This window comes from Kitasatospora sp. NPDC057542 (genome assembly GCF_042801945.1).
GTDB lineage: Bacteria > Actinomycetota > Actinomycetes > Streptomycetales > Streptomycetaceae > Kitasatospora.
Map to the genome: position 1 here is coordinate 1 of NZ_JBHVFE010000140.1, position 18,914 is coordinate 18,914.

General features: G+C 72.3%; 13 protein-coding genes and 4 pseudogenes. 8 read left to right on the forward strand and 9 right to left on the reverse strand.

Going from position 1 to position 18,914, the window contains the following annotated elements; translation table 11 throughout:
* Both ACFU7Y_RS19350 and thpR read left to right on the forward strand, forming a co-directional pair.
* The coding region (locus ACFU7Y_RS19350; RefSeq protein ID WP_380768970.1) for a trypsin-like serine protease at window positions 1–204 on the forward strand (204 nt) is incomplete at its 5' end.
* 139 nt (window positions 205–343) lie between these two features.
* A pseudogene (gene thpR, locus ACFU7Y_RS19355) lies at window positions 344–916 on the forward strand (RNA 2',3'-cyclic phosphodiesterase); the annotation flags it as partial.
* A gap of 367 nt (window positions 917–1,283) precedes the next feature.
* Here the strand turns inward: thpR and ACFU7Y_RS19360 are convergent.
* Window positions 1,284–1,526, reverse strand: coding sequence for an isochorismatase family protein (locus ACFU7Y_RS19360; protein ID WP_380768981.1), 243 nt, complete (start codon window positions 1,524–1,526; stop codon window positions 1,284–1,286).
* 267 nt (window positions 1,527–1,793) lie between these two features.
* Between ACFU7Y_RS19360 and ACFU7Y_RS19365 the strand changes: the two are divergent.
* Window positions 1,794–2,903, forward strand: a pseudogene (locus ACFU7Y_RS19365) (carboxylesterase family protein); the annotation flags it as partial.
* Between the two features lie 305 nt (window positions 2,904–3,208).
* Here the strand turns inward: ACFU7Y_RS19365 and ACFU7Y_RS19370 are convergent.
* Entirely contained in the window at window positions 3,209–3,790 is a 582-nt protein-coding gene (locus ACFU7Y_RS19370; RefSeq protein WP_224277069.1) for a TetR/AcrR family transcriptional regulator, read from the reverse strand.
* 94 nt (window positions 3,791–3,884) lie between these two features.
* Here ACFU7Y_RS19370 and ACFU7Y_RS19375 point away from each other — a divergent pair, with 94 nt between their 5' ends.
* Window positions 3,885–4,562, forward strand: a complete 678-nt coding sequence (locus tag ACFU7Y_RS19375; protein ID WP_224277067.1) for a DsbA family oxidoreductase — start codon at window positions 3,885–3,887, stop codon at window positions 4,560–4,562.
* Window positions 4,559–5,734 (forward strand): hypothetical protein, encoded by a 1,176-nt coding sequence (locus ACFU7Y_RS19380; RefSeq protein ID WP_224277065.1) that lies wholly within the window; start codon window positions 4,559–4,561, stop codon window positions 5,732–5,734. Before ACFU7Y_RS19375 ends, ACFU7Y_RS19380 begins: the two co-directional genes overlap by 4 nt.
* Before the next feature lie 11 nt (window positions 5,735–5,745).
* On the opposite strand, the gene ACFU7Y_RS19385 is transcribed toward ACFU7Y_RS19380, so the two are convergent.
* From ACFU7Y_RS19385 to ACFU7Y_RS19395, 3 genes are read right to left on the reverse strand one after another with little or no spacing between them, the layout of a single operon-like run.
* On the reverse strand, window positions 5,746–6,249 hold the full coding sequence (locus ACFU7Y_RS19385; RefSeq protein WP_224277063.1) for a (2Fe-2S)-binding protein: 504 nt from the start codon (window positions 6,247–6,249) through the stop codon (window positions 5,746–5,748).
* Window positions 6,246–7,178, reverse strand: a complete 933-nt coding sequence (locus tag ACFU7Y_RS19390) for a xanthine dehydrogenase family protein subunit M (RefSeq protein WP_224277061.1) — start codon at window positions 7,176–7,178, stop codon at window positions 6,246–6,248. The genes ACFU7Y_RS19385 and ACFU7Y_RS19390 overlap by 4 nt, the downstream gene beginning before the upstream one ends.
* On the reverse strand, window positions 7,175–9,490 hold the full coding sequence (locus tag ACFU7Y_RS19395; RefSeq protein ID WP_380768973.1) for a xanthine dehydrogenase family protein molybdopterin-binding subunit: 2,316 nt from the start codon (window positions 9,488–9,490) through the stop codon (window positions 7,175–7,177). The genes ACFU7Y_RS19390 and ACFU7Y_RS19395 overlap by 4 nt, the downstream gene beginning before the upstream one ends.
* Before the next feature lie 621 nt (window positions 9,491–10,111).
* On the opposite strand from ACFU7Y_RS19395, the gene ACFU7Y_RS19400 reads away from it, so the two are divergent.
* Complete coding sequence (locus ACFU7Y_RS19400) at window positions 10,112–12,262, forward strand: LamG domain-containing protein (protein ID WP_380768975.1); 2,151 nt, start codon at window positions 10,112–10,114, stop codon at window positions 12,260–12,262.
* On the opposite strand, the gene ACFU7Y_RS19405 is transcribed toward ACFU7Y_RS19400, so the two are convergent.
* The 3 genes and pseudogenes from ACFU7Y_RS19405 to ACFU7Y_RS19415 form a co-directional block, all read right to left on the reverse strand.
* A complete protein-coding gene (locus tag ACFU7Y_RS19405; protein WP_224277053.1) occupies window positions 12,201–12,446 on the reverse strand; it encodes a hypothetical protein in 246 nt (81 codons plus the stop codon). The genes ACFU7Y_RS19400 and ACFU7Y_RS19405 overlap by 62 nt on opposite strands.
* A 55-nt stretch (window positions 12,447–12,501) precedes the next feature.
* Window positions 12,502–12,993 carry a DUF5994 family protein gene (locus tag ACFU7Y_RS19410; protein WP_380768977.1) on the reverse strand — a complete coding sequence of 164 codons (492 nt, stop codon included), beginning with the start codon at window positions 12,991–12,993 and terminating at the stop codon, window positions 12,502–12,504.
* Between the two features lie 160 nt (window positions 12,994–13,153).
* Window positions 13,154–13,411, reverse strand: a pseudogene (locus tag ACFU7Y_RS19415) (SpoIIE family protein phosphatase); the annotation flags it as partial.
* A gap of 449 nt (window positions 13,412–13,860) precedes the next feature.
* Between ACFU7Y_RS19415 and dnaK the strand changes: the two are divergent.
* Together dnaK and ACFU7Y_RS19425 are read left to right on the forward strand one after the other, a co-directional pair.
* Entirely contained in the window at window positions 13,861–15,717 is a 1,857-nt protein-coding gene (gene dnaK / locus ACFU7Y_RS19420; protein ID WP_380768979.1) for a molecular chaperone DnaK, read from the forward strand.
* Window positions 15,718–16,004: 287 nt separating this feature from the next.
* A pseudogene (locus ACFU7Y_RS19425) lies at window positions 16,005–16,190 on the forward strand (IS701 family transposase); the annotation flags it as partial.
* 559 nt (window positions 16,191–16,749) lie between these two features.
* Here the strand turns inward: ACFU7Y_RS19425 and ACFU7Y_RS19430 are convergent.
* The gene (locus ACFU7Y_RS19430; protein ID WP_380768983.1) at window positions 16,750–18,618 is read right to left on the reverse strand and encodes an APC family permease; all 1,869 of its coding nucleotides are present in this window, start codon (window positions 18,616–18,618) and stop codon (window positions 16,750–16,752) included.
* Window positions 18,619–18,914: the final 296 nt, after the last annotated feature.

Sequence of the window (18,914 nt, forward strand, 5' to 3'; positions counted from 1 at the left end):
GGCGACTCCCCGCAGTTCAAGGTCTGCGGTCTGCCGCGGGCCGGTACGACGGACAGCGTCTGCAAGGGGGACTCGGGCGGGCCGCTGGTGGTCGGCGGTGTGGTGATCGGCGTGGTCTCCACCGGCAACAAGTACTGCGACACCCAGTACCCGCTCTCGGTGTTCACCCGGGCCACCGACGTCCCCGCCCAGCTGCTGCCCTGACCGGCGCTGCAGCAGGCCTCACCCGTCCGCCCCCGGCCTTGCCGTCACCACCCAGCGACGCCGACCCGCCACCGCCCCACACCCCGAGCGGCCGCCATCCCCACAACGGCGGCCGCCCCCCGGGGTAACCTCCCCCCTCGTGGACGAACACCCCCAACCCCCGACCCTGCGCATCTTCGTCGCCCTGGCCCCACCCGACGACGCCAAGAACGAACTGGCCCAGGCCCTGCAACCCGCCTACGCCAGGTACCCGCGGCTACGGTGGAACCGGATCGAGGACTGGCACATCACCCTGGCCTTCCTCGGCGAACAGCCGTCCACAGCGGTACCGCTGCTGCGGTCGGCACTCGCCACCCCGGCCGCATCCCACCCCGCCCTGCATCTCGGCCTACGCGGCGGCGGCCACTTCGACCAGCGACTCCTGTGGACCGGAATCGACGGAGACCTGGAGGGACTCCACCAGCTCGCCCGCGACGTCCGCGACCTGATCAGATCCTGCGGAATCGACCTCAAGGACCGCCCGCTGCGCCCCCACCTGACGTTGGCGCGGTCCCGCCGCGACGACCCAGTCAGCGTGCCGCAGGCCGCCGCCGGGCTCACCGGCTTCGTGGGCCGGCCCTGGCGGACCGAACACCTCCACCTCGTCGGCAGCAACACCGGCCGCGGCCCCGGCCCCATCCGCTACCGCGACATCGAGGCGTGGCAACTGGGCACCGCCGTCCGGGAGCGGGACGGCGGCGAGGGCAGCGGATCCGATGCCACGGTCATCGGGGGCCGCCCCGCCGCTGAGCAGCCACCGGGCCTCGCTCAGGGCGGAAAGTAGCCGAGACCGTCGGGGAGTTCACCGACACCGAGGATGCCGTTCCCGAACGATCGCCGCTCCGACGGTACGGACCACCCCGCCCACCAGTGGGGAGGTGACCCTGACCGCGGTGTGCGCCGGTCTGACCGGCAGCATCCTGGGGAACCTGGCCACGTGGTTCCTCAGGATCCCCTCCGGTTCCTCGCACGCGCTGATCGGCGGGGTGGTCCGGGCGACGGTGGCGGCGGCCGGGTCTCGGCCGCGACGGCGGAGGGGGTCAGGCACCGATGTGGGCGAGGACCTCGGCGGTGGCCCCCGTCTCTCCGAGGCGGGGGAAGATCAACGTGGCCGAGTTCTCGTGCGTGGCGGCGTCGAGGTCGGTCATGGCGCCGAGGGGCAGCGCCACGTGGAAGCCGTGCTCGTGGGCCTGCCGGGCGGTGGACTCGACACCGATGGCGGCGGAGAGTCCGCAGACGACGACCTGGGTGACGCCGAGTTCCTGGAGGTGTTCTGCCAGGATTCATGGACAAGGCCGCACCTGGTCCTGAGCAGGTGTCACATGACGCGCTTCATCACGATCATGTGGCGTTTGAAGGGGGCGGTGTCGCTGCCCCAGGAGAGCACGGCGAATACCTCGCCGCCCGGGACGCCGTGGATCTCGGGTGCGGCGACGGAGGGGGAGGGGCCGCCGCTGCTGTGGGCCCACCCGGACCAGGTGTTGCCGCCGTCGGTGGGGCGGTTGAGTTGACATCCTCACTCGCCTAAAGGCGAGTGATTCCACGGCGGCGGATTCACCAGCGGATCCGGCGGCTGGGACTGGTACGACGGCCGCAACCTCGCCGCCGGGGACCTCGTCGTCGTCACCGCCAACTACCGACTCGGCCCCCTCGGATACCTCTACCTCCCGGACCTCGGCGTCGACAACCTCGGGGCGCGGGACCAGGCCGCCGTCCTCGCCTGGGTGAGGAGCAACATCGCCGCCTTCGGAGGGGACCCGGAACTCCTCACCGTCGGCGGCCAGTCCGCCGGCGCGTTCTCGGCCCTCCACCTCGCCCTCTCACCGGACACGGGCCCGTGGATCGAGCGGGTCATCGCCCAGAGCGGCCCCTTCGGGCTCCCGCCGCAGGACCCGGCGGAGGCGGCCGACCACGCCCGCCGCTTCCTCGGGATCCTCGGCCTGGACCGCAGCTCCGACCCGCTGGCCGCGCTGCGCACCGTCCCGGCCGAGCACCTGCTCGCCGCCTACCGGCAGCTCGCCCGGGACGTCTCCCGCCCGGGCAGCGTCGCTCCGCCGATGTACCCCGTCCTCGGCTCCTTCGGCATGCCGGCGACCTGGCAGCAGGCCCTGGCGGACGGGCGCCTGGACGGCAAACAGTTGCTGGCCGGGATCACCAGGGACGAGATGACGGCGTTCTTCGCGTTCGACCCGTTCATCCGGTCCGCCACCGACGGGCAGGCCCGCTCGATCGCGGCGGCACTGGTCGAGGGCGGCGCAGGGCGGTTCGCCGACGCCGCGGCCAGGACGCCGGGCGCGACGCCGGGCGAGGTCCTCACCGAGGTCGGCACCGGGGCCCTGTTCCGCGACGGGACCCTCGCCGTCGCCGACCACCACGCCACGGCCGGCCACGCCACCTATGTCTACCGGCTCGACCACACCCCGGCTCCGGACCCGGCCCGACTGGGTGCCACGCACTGCGTCGAACTCCCCTTCTTCTTCGACACCTTCGGCGCCTACCCGGACAGCCCCATGCTCGGCGAGGTCACCGAGGCCGTCCGTGCCCTCGGGCGGGAGTTCTCCCGCGCGGTGGCGGCGTTCGCCGCCACGGGCCGGCCCGCCGCGGACCGGTGGCACCCGTACGAGCCCGCCGAACCGGCCACCATCCGGCACTTCGCCTGAGGCGGGAACACCAGCGGGCCCACCGGGCAGGCAGCGGTTCCCGCCGCCTGCCCGGCGCCTTCGGCTTCTCGTCGGCGCCGGTCGCCTGGGCTCCCAGCGGGACACCGTCGCCGCCGGCCGGGTGGTCAGCGCGGCGTACCGGCGGATGCTGTCGCGGTGGAAGGCCGGCCAGGCCGGTGCGTCCGCCTGCTTCTGCCTGGCCGTGTGCACGGAACGTCCGTCACCGTCATGCCGATCGGACCGCCTGGCGTCCGGCGGGAGCCGTTGCCCCGTCCCGGCGGCCCGGTCCGGTGCCTGATCCCGCGTCAGGGGGTGGCGGCGCTCGACGGGCCGGCCGGCAGCAGTCGTGCCGCTGCCGTGCGCGCGGTGCGGGCGGCGTCGGCGTCACCGAGACCGACCCGGGCGCATACGGCCCCATCAGCGAGCATGAGCACCAGGGCGGCGGCCCGCTCCGGGGCGTCCGCTCCCGCGGCGGTGGCGAGGTCGGTGAGGTAGTGGAGGATCTCCCGCTTGTGGTCCCGGATGGCGGCCCGTACGGGGTGGTCGGGGTCGGGGTACTCGGCGGCGACGTTCACCAGGTCGTTGCCCCGGTAGGCGGGATCGGCGAACTCCTCGCCGAGCAGGTCGAGGATGGCGAGGAGCCGGTCGGCCGGTGCGTCGAGGCTCTCGGCGAGCGCGCGCAGTCGCGCGCACCACGCGTCGTTGCGCCGGCGCAGGACCGCCGCCACCAGCTCGTCCTTCGAGCGGAAGTGCTGGTAGAGCGTCGACTTGGCGACCTCCGCCGCACGCCAGATCTCGTTGATCCCCACCGCACGGACTCCGCAGCGGGCGAACAGATCGGCGGCGGCTCCGACGATCTTGGCGCGGGTCGCTTCAGGGCTGGTCATCGGCGCCTCCGACGGGTGTGGGAATGGGTTCGGCTCGATTGCCGTTCGGATCGAACAGACTAGTCGGTCCGATGAGGAGGGAAGAGGAGGGCCCATGGTCACGATCGACGTGTTCAGCGATCTGATCTGCCCCTGGTGCTACATCGGCGGACGCCGCTTGAAGCAGGCGGTCGACACCGTCGAAGGACGCACCGGCGCCCAGTTCCGGATCCGTCACCGCGCGTTCGAGCTGAACCCGGCCATGCCCCTGGCGGGGATGGACCGGCGCACCTACCGAAGCGCGAAGTTCGGCAGCTGGGAACGGTCGCGGCAACTCGACCACGGCACGGTCCTGGCCGGCCGAGGCGACGGCATCGCCTTCGACTACGAGAAGATCGCCAGGACACCGAACACCCGGGCCGGACACCGTCTGATCGCCCTGGCACAGCGCGAGACGGGGCTGGGCGCCGCCATGGCGGACCGGCTGTTCGCCGCCTACTTCGCCGAGGGGCAGGACATCGGCGACCCGGCCGTGCTGGCCCGACTGGGTGAGGACGAAGGCCTCGCCCCCGGCGTGGCGCAGCGGCTGGACGACCCGGTGCTGGAGAGGGCCGTGCGTGAGGACGAGGAGCTCGCCCGGCGGCTGAGGCTGCGCGGTGTGCCGCTGTTCGTCCTGGGTGAGCGTGCGATCAACGGCGCGGTCGACGTCGAGCGGCTCACCGAAGCCCTGGAAGAGCGGACGGGCCGGCCGCAGGCCGGAGCCGGGTGCGAGGAAGGGAGGTGCTCACGATGACCGCAACACCCGACATCACCTCGGTCGGCATCGTCGGCGGGTCGCTCGCAGGCCTGTTCCATGCCGTCGCGCTCACCGGGCTCGGCCTGGACGTGGACGTCTGGGAACGCTCCACGGGCCGCCCCGACGACCGCGGCGCCGGCATCGTGCTGCAACCGGGCGTCGCCTGGTTCCTGCGCGAGTTCTGCGGCGTCGATCCGGACCAGGTCAGCGTCCCCGTCACCCATCGGCAGTTCTTCACCGGGGACGGGAACGTGCGGATCATGCCCATGCGGCAGCGGATGATCTCCTGGGGAACGATCTACCAGGCCCTACGGGACGTGCTGCCCGCCGAGCGCTACCACGACGGGCAGCCGGTGACCGCCCTCGCACCCAGCCCCGCGGGGGCCACCGTCCACGTCGGCGAGGCGGCCCGGGCAGTCGACCTGGCGATCATCGCGGACGGATCCGCCTCCCGGCACCGCGGACTCGTCACACCGGACGGTGCGCCGCGCTACGCCGGCTACGTCGCCTACCGCGGCGTCGTCGACGAAGCCGACCTCCCCCGGGAACTGGCGACGCGCTTCGACGACCGGTTCAGCTTCTGGGACGGGGACCGCAGCCAGTTGCTCTGCTACTTCATCCCGGGCGGCTTCGGCACCACCGCAACGGGCCGCCGCCGATTGAACTGGGTCTGGTACACGCGGGCGGACCGGCCCGAACTCGCCCGCATCACCACCGACCGGAACGGTACCCACCACGGGCTGTCACTGCCGCCGGGACTGCTCGCACCCCAGGTCCACACCGACCTCCTGACCCGCGCACGCTCGACGCTCCCGCCGCCCCTGTGCCAACTGGTGGAACACACCGCGGAGCCCTTCCTGCAGGCGATCCTCGACGCACGCGCCACCAGGATGCGCAACCACCGGATCCTGCTGACCGGGGACGCCGCCTTCGTGGTCCGGCCCCACACCGCCGCCAGCACGGAGAAGGCCGCTGCCGACGCCATCACCCTCTTCCAGGCCCTGCGGCAAGCGCCGTCCGCGGACACCGCCCTGCGGGCCTGGGAGCGGCTCCGCCTCGCGGAGGGCACCGCCATCCACCGCCAAGGAGTCAGCCTCGGGCGCAGGTTGGGCCTCGACGGTCCGGACGCGGCCGCCGGTGCCGACGACCGGACCCGGAAGCGGCCGTGAGCGGACGGCCGTCACCGCGGGCCCCGCGCGCCGTCCGGGCGCGGCGCGTACTGCTCGCGGGCGGCCCGCAGGATCGCGCGGCGGATGGGTTCGTAGCCGGTGCACCGGCAGAGGTTGGAACCGACCAGGGCGTCGACCCGCTCGGGGGAGTCGGCGAGACCGGGATCGGCCGCAAGGGCGCCGGCGGCCACCACGAGGAACCCCGGCGTGCAGAAGCCGCACTGCAGGGCGTGTTCGGCGGAGAACGCGCGCTGGAGCGGATGGGGATCGCCGCCGGGCCCGGCGAGGCCCTCCACGGTGCGCACCGAGCTCCCGTCGCACTGCACGGCGAACACGAGGCAGGAACGGACCGCCTCGCCGTCCACCAGCACCGTGCACGCCCCGCAGACGCCGTGCTCGCAGCCCAGGTGGGTGCCGGTCAGCCGACAGTCCTCCCGCAGCACGTCGGCGAGGATGCGGCGGGGCTCCACGTCGAGTTCGTACGCCTCGCCGTTGACGGTCAGGGTGATCCTCATGCGCGGTCTCCGTCCGGCTCGGTGCGGCGGGATCGCAGGTCCCGCGCCGCCTGGTGCAGCGTCCTGGCGACCAGGACCGCGATGGCGTGCCGCTTGTACTCGACATCGGCGTACGGCTCCGGCACGGGTGCGGCGTCCTGCTCGGCGGCGATCCGGCCGGCCCGGGTGAACGGGTGCCCCTCGGGCAGCCGGTGCCCGTCGGCGGGTGCCCGGGCCTCGGAGCCGATCAGCGCCTGCTCCGCCGCGCGGGCCCGCAGCGGCCGGTCGGCGCAGTTGGCCAGACCGATGCGGGCCTCGGCGACCACTCCGTCCCGCACCGTCAGGGCGGCGGCGACCGCGACCTGGGCGAAGCAGAAGTGCGTACGGCGGTGCTCGGTGAAGCCGACCCCGGTGTCCTCGTCGAGCAGCGGGAAGGTCACCGCGGTGAGCAGCTCGTCCGGTCGGCGCGCGGTCACGTGCGGCCCCCGGAAGTAGTCCCGGGCCGCGACGCTGCGCGTGCCCAGCGGGCCGTGCAGCTCGATGCCGGCGTCCAAGGCGGTGCCCACGGCGCACCACTCGGAGGCGGGATGCGCCCAGGCGAAGCTGCCCGCCATCGTGCCGCGGGTGCGGATGGGCGGGTGGGCGATGTGGACCACCGCGCGGGCGAACAGCGCACCGAGCGGGCCCGGGACGGACCGCGTCGATTCGAACGCGCGGTGCCGCACCAGGGCGCCCACCCGCAGGGTGCGGTCGTCCGCGTCGATCCGGTCGAGCCCGGCGACGCGGTTGATGTCGACCACCAGCCCGGGGCGCACGCGCTGCAGCCGCATGTCGAGGATCAGGCTCTGCCCGCCGGCGAGCACGCGGGCCGTCCCGTCGGCGGAGCCGAGCAGCTCGACGGCCTCGGGCACCGTGCGCGGTACGGCGTAGTCGAAGGAGGCGGGCTTCATCGGGGCGCCTCCGTGAGCTTCGGGGCACGGGCCGCCCGCCACACCACATCCGGGGTGAGCGGCATCTGCAACAGGTCGGGGTCGGCGATCCGCAGCGCGTCGACCACGGCGTTGACGACCGCGGCCGGAGTGCCGATGCAGCCCGACTCACCCGCCCCCTTGGCGCCCAGTGGCGTGCCCGGGCCCGGGGTGCAGGTGTCCCTGACCTCGATGGACGGCACTTCGGTGAAGGTCGGCAGCAGGTAGTCCAGCAGCCCGTAGGCCAACAGGGGTACGCCGTCGTCCCGGTAGGGGATCCCCTCGTACAGGGCCTGGCCGATGCCCTGCACCGCCGACCCGAAGGCCTGCCCGCGCACGATCACCGGGTTGAGCTGCACCCCGCAGTCGTCCACGGCCACCACCCGCAGCAGTCGTACGGTGCCCAGCTCCGGATCGACCTCGGCCACCACCGCATGGGCGCCGAAGGGGAAGGCCGTGCCCGTCTCGAACCGGTCGTCCACCCGCAGCGGCCCGGTGGCCCGCACCAGCTCGGCCAGTCCGATCGCCTGCGAGCCGCTCCGGCCGAGCTGTGCGGCGCCGTCGGACCAGCCCACGGCCTCGGACGGAACGTCCCACAGCCGCGCGGCCCGCTCCCGCGCCTCGGCGACCAGCAACTGAGAGGTGTGTCGCAGCATCGCGCCGGCCACCTGGGCGGAGCGGCTGGCGAAGGAGCCCAGGCCCTCGGGCTGCTCGCTGGTGTCCCCCTCGACCAGCCGGACCCGGCTCGCGTCCACGCCCAGGGCCTCGGCCACCAGCGCGGGGAAGACCGTCTCGTGCCCCTGGCCGGCGCAGGCCGCGCCGCACCGGACGACGACCGTGCCGTCCGCCGTGGCCTCGACGCCGCCGAACTCGTGCAGCCCGCCAGGCTCCCCGCCGGAGCGTTCCACGTAGCAGGACAGGCCGATGCCCAGCGGCAGCGCGTTGGGATCCGTTCGGCGCCGGGCCTGCTCGGCCCGCCACCCGGGGTAGTCCAGGGTCTCCAGCGCCAGGTCCAGCGCGGCGGCGTAGTTCCCGCTGTCGTAGCACCGGCCGGTGGGCGTCCGGTACGGGAACCGGTCCGGCGGGATGAAGTTGCGCCGCCGCAATTCGGCCGGGTCGATGTCGAGTTCACGGGCCAGCAGGTCCATGGACCGCTCCAGCGCGATCGCCGCCTCCGGCCGGCCGGCACCGCGGTACGGGTACGTCACCATGGTGTTGGTCAGCACCGAACGGACGGTCGCGTGCACCTGCGGGGTCGCGTACGGGCCGGTGGCCATCCAGGCGGTCTGCATCGGCAGCCCGGCGCCGAGGTGGGGGTAGGCGCCCACGTCGGCGTCGACCTCCAACTCGTAGGCGAGCAGCCGTCCGTCGGCGTCGGCGGCGAGCCGCGCCCGCTGGTCCTGCCCCCGGCCCCGGGTGGCGGCCGTCATCGACTCCAGCCGGTCCTCGATCCACCGCACCGGCCGGCCCAGCCGCACCGCCAGGTGGGCGACCACGACGAACTCCGGGAACGCCGCGCTCTTCGACCCGAACGCCCCGCCGGTGTCCGGGACCACCACGCGCACCCGGTCGAGCGGCCACCCCAACAGCGCCGCCAGCTCGCGCCGCAGCCGGTGGGGCATCTGGTGCCCCGACCACACGGTCAGCCGGCCGTCCTCGGGCACGGCGAGGATCGTCCGGCACTCCATCGGGGAGGGCAGCAGGAGTTGCTGGCGGTAGCGGCCCTCCACCACCGCCGCGGCCCGCTGCCACACCGAAGCGTCGATCGGCTTCCCGGCCTCCCCGCGGAAGGCGGTGTTGCTCAGACCGTCGAACAGCCGGACCGAGTCCGCCGCCGCGGCGCCCGCGGTGACCACCGCGGGCAGCGGGTCGATCCGGACGGACACCGCCGCCGCCCCGTCCTCGGCCCGGTAGCGGTCCTCGCCCAGCACCACCGCCACCGCCTCGCCCGCGTACCGCACCCGGTCCCTGGCGAGCGCCGGCCACTCCCGGCCGGCCACGGCCTCCTCCGTGGACAGCCCGGCCAGCAACGTGTGCGGCACCGCCGGAAGCCCCTGAGAGCCGGAGGCCGTCGGCCCGGGCGGTGCCGGCTCCGACAGATCCGCGCCGGACCAGGCCCCCACTACCCCCGGCACCTCGCGGGCGGCGGCGCAGTCCACCCTGCGCAGCACGCCGTGGGCCACGCCACTGCGCACGAACGCCGCATCCAGGCAGCCCGGTACCTCGATGTCGGCGACGAAGCGGCCCCGGCCGGTGAGCAGCCGTTCGTCCTCGCGTCTGGCCCACTGCTCCACGACTTCACCTCCGTGACTCAGCCTGCCCGCAGGGAGTCGGCCGCCAGGCCGCGGCGTGCGGGCGCCATCGGCCGCACCGGCGGGGATGGGGCGCGCTTGAGGGAACCACCGTACGGGCCACCGGCCTCGGTGAACGGGCAACACACGCAATGGTGCCCGGCGGCCTGGCCCTGGGCGGGTGTCCCATGACGCGCTGCATGGCGATCATGTGGCGTTTGAAGGCCCGGCTCTGGATTGGAACCGGTTCCCGCAGACGCCGGCCCATGCCGGTGTGCGGGCCTTGGCCGCGGCTGGGCCCGGTGCGTTGCGGGCGACCGTGGTGGGGCCCGGTTGGCGCACTTGAGGTGCCTGGTGATCCGGATCCAGATGAATGGGCTGTAGGGGAGTGCGTCGTGTTGCCGGTCGCGCCGTGTCCAGGTCGATGGGTCGGCAGCCGGGCCTGCCGACGGCAGCGGAGGCGGGCGCCCGGGTGGGCCATGGTGGCGTTAGGCGTCCAGGATGCGCCCTTGACGGCGATCACCCCCTGCGACACTGCGGTTGCACTGTGTGCACGAAGGGTCGCGGATGGTTCCGGGCGCAGAGCTGATGTGGTCACCGCAACCGGCGTTCCAGGAGCCCCTCGTGTCCGACAACCAGCACCTGCTCAAGGCCTACAGCGACCGTTCTTACCTGCATACGACGACTGTTCGGCATCAGGGCACGACGGTCGCCTTCGCCATGGACGAAGATCGGCGCATCGTCTACTCCGTGCTGGACCTCAGCCGGCACGACGAGACGAAGGGCGAGCCGGACACGACGTACTGGTCGGAGAACCCCGTCCTGCTGCGGTTCCCGTCCGAGGTCGCCGAGGTGGGCTACGCGGTGGCGGGGGCCGTGGTGCTGCCGGTGGTGAAGCGCGGCGGACGGATCGAGGCGGCGACCGGCGAGCGGCTGGAGGAGGCGGAGATCGACGCCTTCCTGTCGTCCACGGCCCGGTTGACGGCCGATGCTCCGTTCCAGGTGGTCTCCGACGGCACCCACCTGGTGGTGCTGCGCCAGTCCGTCGGCGCCGGACACCCCGACGCCGTCCTCGTGCGGACCGGCGGCGGCTCCTCCGGTGACGCGTCCCGTACGGACTACGTGCGGGACGCCGTCGGCGCGAAGGTGCCACTGGTCGCCGACACCCTGCTCTGTGACCGGTTCCTGTTGGCCGAAGGCGAGTTGAAGCCGGTGCTGGAGGTGCGCTACCGGCGCAGCCGACACCGGACCCGGCCGCACTCGGCCAAGGACAGCCTGGGCACGGCGGACATGGCGGGCCGGCCGTTCCACGAGCCGACGCAGGAGCTGTCGTTCGTCCGGAACCTCTCGGACGGCCGGTTCACGGCGCTGCTGGTGCCGACCACCGTGCACGGGCAGCAGCGCTGGCAGATCTTCGCGCACAACGACGCGACCGGGCGGATCGACGCCTTCAACGTCGAACAGGGCAAGGACGGGCTGTTCAACACTCAGGGCTCCCAGGCCTGGACCAGCCCCGACCCGCGCTACCGGGACACGGTCTACGAACGGGGGCCGGGCGCCTGCCCGTTCACCGAGCAGCCGTTGGTGCCGGTGGCGGGCGCCGACGGGTACGCCGGCGCGGCGATGAGCTTCGACGGGGCGCAGGACTTCGCCGAGACCCGGCGCGACGCCCCGCTCGCCGGGGGCGACTTCACGGTGGAGTTCTGGGTGCGCCGCACCGAGGTCGGCGGTCGTGACGACTTCGCCGTCGGGCACGGCGATCCGAAGGGCAAGAGCCGCCAGAGCCTGCAGATCGGCTTCCGCTCCGACAACTCCTTCGCCTTTGCCTTCTACAAGGACGACCTGAAGACCACACAGAAGTTCACCGACGCCGACTGGCACCACTGGGCCTGTGTCCACGAGCGCGCCTCGCGCCGGCAGGTGGTCTACCGCGACGGTGTGGAGATCGAGCGGCGGACCGCCGGCGGCGCGTACGCGGGGACGGGGATCCTGACGCTCGGCAAGGCGATCGGACGTCCGGGCCGGATGGAGCTGGACGAGGTCCGGATCTGGAACCGGGCGAGGGGCGGGGAGGAGCTCAAGCGTGAGATGGGTACCTCGCTCATCGGCAACGAGCCGGGTCTGCTCGCGTATTACCGCTTCGACGAGGGCGACGGCGATCGGCTCTACGACCAGACGGACAACGCCCTGAACGCCGAGTTGTCCGGCGGACTGACCTGGGTGGCCTCGAACGCGCCGGTCGGCGACTGTCCGGGCCTTCGCCGCGACAGCTTCGCGGTCGCCGGCCGGCGGGTGGTGTCCGTCCTGTCCGCCGTCCTGTACCACCGGCAGGAGCAGAGCCCGGCCGGCTACGGGCAGGAGAGCAAGCCCGTCAAGCGCCAGGCCCGCGTGCTGCTGTCCTGTGCCACGGCCGGGCCGGACCCGCGCACCGGCGCGGCGACCGAGGACGCCTACCTGGCGACCGTCGACTTCGGCGTGGGCCGCGACGGGAGGCTCGCCCGGATCCCGGGCGAGCTGAAACTGCCGGTGCTCCAACGGCCCGAGGCCAGTGAGGACGCGGAGCGGATCAGCGAGCTCGACACCCGGGCGACCCGGTTGGCCCGTGAGAGGGGGGTTCCGGCACGGGGGCCGGTCCGCGCACCCCTGAGCGACGGGGGCGACCGCCGCCGAGGGCCTGCGGTTCGCCCGGTGCGGATCGCCGTCAGTACTCCCGTCAGTACTGGGAGCCGCTTCGCAGGTAGGTGCCCACGACCTGGAGCCATGCCCCGGAGCTGAAGCACGCCTCGATCCGGTGCGGCGTGTCCTCGAAGACCCGCAGGACGCGCAGCGCGCCGCTCGGGTGCAGGTCGTACTCGAAGGTGACGCCATCCGGACCGTCCTCGTACTGCAGGTCCAGCGGTCCCTTCGAGGGCTCCGCCGGCGCCCGGGCGTCGGCCGAGAGTTTCACGTAGACGGACATCTCTGCGTCCCGCCTTTCCTGTCCGCTGAAGGAGCCGGGCCCACGAGGCCGTTCCTCAGGACGCTTCGCCCGGTGGCTCGGAGCCGATGCCGGTGGCGACGAGGATCTGCCGTGCCGAGTCGCTTCCGCCGGCCTCGACCGCGCGGGCCATCGCGGCCAGGGCCGCCTCCTGGCTCGCCTGCGGGGGGACGACGAGCAGACTGAAGTGATCGCGGTCGCCCCGCGTGACGATCACCGTGTCGTCACCGACCGGGTACCGGTCGATGTGCACCGACCGGCCGTCGACGACCAGCCGGGCCGGTACGTCGTCCCAGGCTTCCGTGTCCAGGCCGACGCTCGCGACGGGGCCGAGGTGTTCGGTCAACGCCCTGACCAGACCAGGCAGTTCGGTGCTGACGTCCCGTGAACGCGGCCACCACGCTCCGTCGAGCACGCCCTCGCGCGACTGTGTGGTCTCCAGCCGCAACAGGACCGTCCCCGGCTTCGTCGCCTGCCGGAACCGGTCCGGCAGAAGTCCCGGGAACGCAGCACCGGCTTCGTCCGACATGGCCCGCCACCTATCCGCGGACGCGGCCCAGCCCCCGCTGAGCGAGAGCCGACCCTCGGGGGAGCGGCGGCTCCGGCCGCCCCGATATCCCCACGGTACTCCGCCCGCACCGGGCCGGCCCGGCCGGTCACGAAAGCCGTGGTGGAGGGTGCCGACCCTCTCAGCGCCACTCGATCAGGAACGGGGTGGCGTCGTCGCTCGTGCGCCCGCCCCGCTTCTCCTTCAGGACGTGGGAGAGCGCGCGGACCACGGCCCGCACCCCGTCCTGCGAGCGCTCGACGCGGTTGACCCAGTCGATGAGCCGTTCCTCCCCGAACTGCTCCCCGCCGGCCTCGCGCTCCTCGACCAGGCCGTCGGTGAAGCAGAGCACCCGGTCACCGTGCCGCCGTCCGGCGCCGCGCGAGGGCCGCTCGCCCCCGGTTTCGGCGCGTTCGTCATGCCGCACTAACGCTGCGGTGCCCGGCCCGGGCATCCACGGCGGTCGGGCCAGTACCGCTTCCCCGGGCGTGGGCCGGTGCCGGGGAAGCTGGAGGGCCATGGGGCGGTGGCCGCCGGGCCCACGCCTCAGACAGCTGGCGGGCCAGCACGCTCACCCCAGGCAGCATCACCGGTTCGCCGCAGCCACACCGCCGCATACTTGAATGGCGCGTCCACGACGGCACCCCCTGACGTTCCCCGATCCGGGGCCCCTCCCGCCCCGCGGCGGGCGGCCCGACACTGAACAGCGCGGGCCACCGCCCCAGCGGTCCGGCGCGGGCCCCCGCCAACGGACTCCCGCAAGCCCTTGACACCGAGCAATTCACGTTTTACGAGTGAGGCAGAGGGGGTTGGCTCAAGGAATCCGCTCGTGCGGGAGGAGACCCCGCGATGGCTCGCTCCGTCGGTATCGATCTGGGCACCACGAACTCCGTCGTCTGTGTCCTGGAGGGGGGCGAGCCCACCGTCATCCCCAACGCGGAAGGGGCGCGCACCACCCCGTCGGTCGTGGCGTTCGCCAAGGGCGGCGACGTGCTGGTCGGCGAAGTCGCCAAACGCCAGGCCGTCACGAACGTGGACCGCACCGCCCGCTCCGTCAAGCGCCGCATGGGCGACCCGCACTGGCGCTTCCCCGACACCGGCGACGTCGAGGGAAAACGCTACACGGCGCAGGAGATCTCCGCCCGCGTACTGCAGAAGCTCAAGCGCGACGCCGAGGCCTACCTCGGCGAAGACGTCACCGACGCCGTCGTCACCGTCCCCGCCTACTTCAACGACTCCCAGCGCACCGCCACCAAGGAAGCCGGGGAGATCGCCGGCCTGAAGGTGCTGCGCATCGTCAACGAGCCGACCGCCGCGGCCCTCGCGTACGGGCTGGACAAGGAGAGTGACCAGACGATCCTGGTCTTCGACCTCGGCGGCGGCACCTTCGACGTCTCCCTGCTGGAGATCGGCGAGGGCGTGGTGGAGGTGAAGGCCACCAACGGCGACACCCACCTCGGCGGCGACGACTGGGACCAGAAGATCGTCGACCACCTCGTCCAGCAGTTCAAGAACGGCTACGGCATCGACCTGTCGAAGGACAAGATGGCCGCGCAGCGGCTGCGCGAGGCCGCCGAGAAGGCCAAGATCGAGCTGTCCTCGACGAGCGAGACGACGATCAATCTGCCCTACATCAGTGCCTCCGCCGAGGGCGCGCTGCACCTGGACGAGAAGCTCACCCGCGCCCAGTTCGAGCAGCTCACCGCCGACCTGCTGGAATGCTGCAAGACCCCGTTCCACCAGGCGGTGAAGGACGCCGGGATCAAGGTGTCCGACATCGACCACGTCATCCTCGTCGGCGGTTCGACCCGCATGCCGGCTGTCACCGGTCTGGTGAAGGAGCTGACCGGCAAGGACCCGCACAAGGGCGTCAACCCGGACGAGGTCGTCGCCGTCGGCGCCTCCCTGCAGGCCGGTGTCCTCAAGGGTGAGGTCAAGGACGTCCTGCTGCTGGACGTCACCCCGCTGTCCCTCGGCATCGAGACCAAGGGCGGCATCATGACCAAGCTGATCGAGCGCAACACCACGATCCCCACCCGGCGCTCCGAGATCTTCACCACGGCCGAGGACAACCAGCCGTCCGTGCAGATCCAGGTCTACCAGGGCGAGCGCGAGATCGCCGCGTACAACAAGAAGCTCGGCATGTTCGAGCTGACCGGCCTGCCGCCGGCGCCGCGCGGCCTGCCGCAGATCGAGGTCACCTTCGACATCGACGCCAACGGCATCATGCACGTCGCCGCCAAGGACCTCGGCACCGGACGGGAACAGAGGATGACCGTCACCGGCGGCTCCTCCCTGCCCAAGCAGGACATCGAGCGCATGATGCGCGAGGCCGAGCAGCACGCCGAGGAGGACCGTCGCCGCAAGGAGGCCGCCGAGACCCGCAACCAGGCCGAACACCTCGTCTACTCCACCGAGAAACTCCTCCGGGACAACCCGGACAAGATCCCGTCAGACGTCACGTCCGAGGTGAACGAGGCCCTGGCGGACCTGAAGGACAAGCTCAAGGGCGAGGACAGCCCGGCCATCCGTACCTCGATGGAGCGCGCGGCCACCGTCGCACAGAAGATCGGCACCGCCCTCTACGCCCAGGCCGGCGGCCCCCAAGCCGCGGCCGGTACCGGCCCGACACAGAACGGCGATGAGGAGGAGGTCGTCGATGCGGAGATCGTCGACGACAAGACTCCGAAAGGAGACACCGGATGAGCCAGCCCGCCGATCCGGGCCGGGACGACCGCCCCGGGGGCGTCATCCGTCACAGCGGCCACCCTCCAGTCACGACAACCCGGTTCCGCCCCGACAGGCCCGCCCACCGGGGCGCACCGCCGGCTTGCGGTGGCGGGCCGGCGGCCGTGGCTGAACAATGCGCCCCGCGGCGTGCTCACTGGCACGACACGGGCGCCTCCGCGTGCGACGGGGCGGCCGTGCCCGTTGGACAGCGGGTGACAACACGAGCCCTGCCCGCCGACATCCCGCTGACCACTCTGGTGTGAATGGCCAAGCTCCGCTGGCGCGTTGAGCATGATTACCGGGAGATGAAGCAGGCTCTCGGTCTGGCCCACTTCGAGGGCCGCACGTTCACCGGCTGGCACCATCACGTCACCCTCGTGTCACTCGCCCGCGCCTTCCGCGCCCTGCGTAGACTGGCCACCGCCCCCAAGGACTCGGGGCCGGTCTGAGCCTCTACCAGGTCGTCCGCGAGCTGCAGATACTTCTCGGGACCTGGGCCGGCGCCTGCCCCACCTGCCACCGCGACATACCCACACCGTCACGAACCTGACCAAAGCCCTACTGGGAAGCGGGCTCGCCCCAGTTGATGCGTTCCACAGCATGCGGCGGGAACGACACCCGAGATCCGTCCTTCTGAGTAACGTGCACCCATCCGTGCTCGTCGATACGAATAATGCCCCCGACCGACTCGTCGAGCGCAACGCCGGGGCTGACGTATCCCGCCCCATGGGCCAGGTGCACTGTTCCGGGGTTCGCCTCAAGGCCTGCCATGACCTGATTGTCCAAGATTGAGTCTGGGGCCACCACCGGAGCCCTGTCATGCCCGCCCACGGGGCCTGGTGTCCACCTCCGTGCCCTGGTCGGCCCGGGGCCGACTATCCGTTGCGTCCGCCCTTGCCGAAGGTCGGCTTTTCCAGGGCGGACGAGGGACCGTCCCGGTGGCCCGACGAAGCGGATGTGCCGCTGTGCGCGGTCGGACACGTCGGGTTTGTCGGTGCCGCCGCTGTGCTACACGTGGAACGGGACGGTCGTGACGACGACCTTCGGCAGGGGGCGCAGCGCCCTCCGTAGCCTGGCCGCGAGTCGGTTGTGCAGGAGGCGGTGGCGCCAGTGCCGTACGACGATCTCCGGGAGGATGACGGTCAGGGTGAGGTCCGGGCGCTGGTGGTGCAGCGACTCGATGTAGTTGACCAGCGGTGCGACGATCGCGCGATAGGGGGAGAGGACGATCTTCAACGGCAGGTGGTCGCCCCACAGGTTCCAGTACTCGCGGAAGCGTTGGGCCTCGTCCGAACTGGGGCTGATGTGGAGCGCGAGGACGGGCTGCCGGAGCGAGGCGGCGTAGGCCAGGGCTCGCATGCCGGCCTGGTCCAGTGCGGCGATCGGCACGATCGACAGGGGGTGGATCTCCTCGGGAGTCTCCTCGCTCTCCGCTTCGGCCGTGGTCTCGAACGGCGCTCCGGGCGCGGTGCCCGGTGTCTGTGCGGTGCCTCGTGTTGCGCCGTCCCCCGAACGCGGCGGTGTGATGGTACGGCTGGGGACTTCGACGGCATGGGGATGCAGGGCGATCGCCGCGCCGACCGTGTCGTAGTGGTGCCGGATTCGTGTCGTCACCAGGATGAACAGTCCCACCGTGAGCACGGCGAACCAGGCGCCCTCGGTGAACTTCGTGATGCCGGCGGTGACGAAGACGATCGCCGAGAGCAGGGCGCCGGTGGCGTTGAAGGCCAGGCTCTTGCGCCAGTGGCGGTCGCGCAGGCGCCACCAGTGCACGACCATGCCTGTCTGTGACAGTGTGAAGGCGAGGAAGACACCGACGGCATAGAGCGGGATCAGGGGGCCGGTCTTGCCGCCGAACGCCGCGTAGATCGCCGCCGCCGCGACGGAGAGCAGGATGATCCCGTTGCTGAAGGCCAGGCGGTCGCCCAGCCTCAGGAAGATCCGCGGTGCCTGGCGGTCGCGCGCCAGCAGGTACAGGACGCGGGGGAAGTCGTTGTAGGCGGTGTTGGCGGCGAGGAGCAGGATCGCGGCAGTGGCGGCCTGGGTGAAGACGTAGAAGAAACCCGAGCCGAAGGTGTGATGGGCGAGCTGTGACAGCACCGTCTCGTTCGCACGGGGCACGACGCCGTCGAGGTGGACCAGAGCGATCGTGCCCGCGAACAGGGCGACGAGCAGGCCGACCATCCAGGTCAGTGTCGTGCGGGCGTTGCGCCACTCGGTCGGCTGGAAGGCGGGCACCGCATTGGAGATCGCCTCGATGCCTGTCATCGCCGTCGAGCCGGAGGCGAAGGCACGCAGGACCAGGAGCAGGCTGATGCCCTCGGTCGCGGTCGGCTGTGGTGTCGCCGGCGGGTGGAAACCGTGGCCGGCCGCATCGGACAGACCCACGGCGACGAGTGCGAGGACCGCGAGGACGAAGGCGTACGTCGGTGCGGCGAACAGCGCACCCGCCTGCCGCACACCGCGCAGGTTCCCGGCGAGCAGCACAGCGATCACGACGACGCCGATCGGCACGATGTCGGGTTCGAGCGAGGGGATCGCCGAGGTGACCGCCGCCATCCCGGAGGCGATCGACACCGCGACCGTGAGGATGTAGTCGGTCACCAGACCGGCAGCGGCCGCCAGCCCGGGAACGCGGCCCAGGTTGGCGGTGGCGACGATGTACGAACCACCGCCGTGCGGATAGGCGCGGATCGTCTGGCGGTAGGACACCCCGACCGCGAGCATCAGGAACACGATCGTCACGGCGATCGGCACCGAGTACCGCAACCCGGCGGCACCGGCGAGGACGAGAACGGCCAGCATCGCCTCAGGTCCGTACGCGACCGAGGAGAGCGCGTCGGCGGAGAGCACCGGCAACGCCACCAGCTTGCGCATCCGCTCATGCGCGATCGCGGTGCTCCTCAGCGGAGCCCCGAGCAACACGTGTCGGACCCTGGAACCGACCCGGCCGAGCCGAGAAGTCCGTGTGTCCTCGCTGGTCGCCTCAACCGCCGGTGGTCGTCCGCCAACCGCGGCGACCCGTACGAAACGACCGAAGCGGACCGGCAGGACCTCAGAAGGAGCGGGATAACGACCGAGATCCGGATCCACCGGCAGCGCACGTCGCCATGCCTGCGGATCCCCGGCAACCCGACCCCACTCAAGCCCCACCCGGCGCAACACCCCGAGCA

Coding starts and splice junctions, on each gene's coding strand:
- dnaK (WP_380768979.1), top strand. CDS start 13,861: ATGGCTCGCTCCGTCGGTATCGATCTGGGCACCACGAACTCCGTCGTC.
- ACFU7Y_RS19380 (WP_224277065.1), top strand. CDS start 4,559: ATGACCGCAACACCCGACATCACCTCGGTCGGCATCGTCGGCGGGTCG.
- ACFU7Y_RS19410 (WP_380768977.1), bottom strand. CDS start 12,993: ATGTCGGACGAAGCCGGTGCTGCGTTCCCGGGACTTCTGCCGGACCGG.
- ACFU7Y_RS19370 (WP_224277069.1), bottom strand. CDS start 3,790: ATGACCAGCCCTGAAGCGACCCGCGCCAAGATCGTCGGAGCCGCCGCC.
- ACFU7Y_RS19390 (WP_224277061.1), bottom strand. CDS start 7,178: ATGAAGCCCGCCTCCTTCGACTACGCCGTACCGCGCACGGTGCCCGAG.
- ACFU7Y_RS19405 (WP_224277053.1), bottom strand. CDS start 12,446: ATGTCCGTCTACGTGAAACTCTCGGCCGACGCCCGGGCGCCGGCGGAG.
- ACFU7Y_RS19430 (WP_380768983.1), bottom strand. CDS start 18,618: ATGCGCAAGCTGGTGGCGTTGCCGGTGCTCTCCGCCGACGCGCTCTCC.
- ACFU7Y_RS19385 (WP_224277063.1), bottom strand. CDS start 6,249: ATGAGGATCACCCTGACCGTCAACGGCGAGGCGTACGAACTCGACGTG.
- ACFU7Y_RS19375 (WP_224277067.1), top strand. CDS start 3,885: ATGGTCACGATCGACGTGTTCAGCGATCTGATCTGCCCCTGGTGCTAC.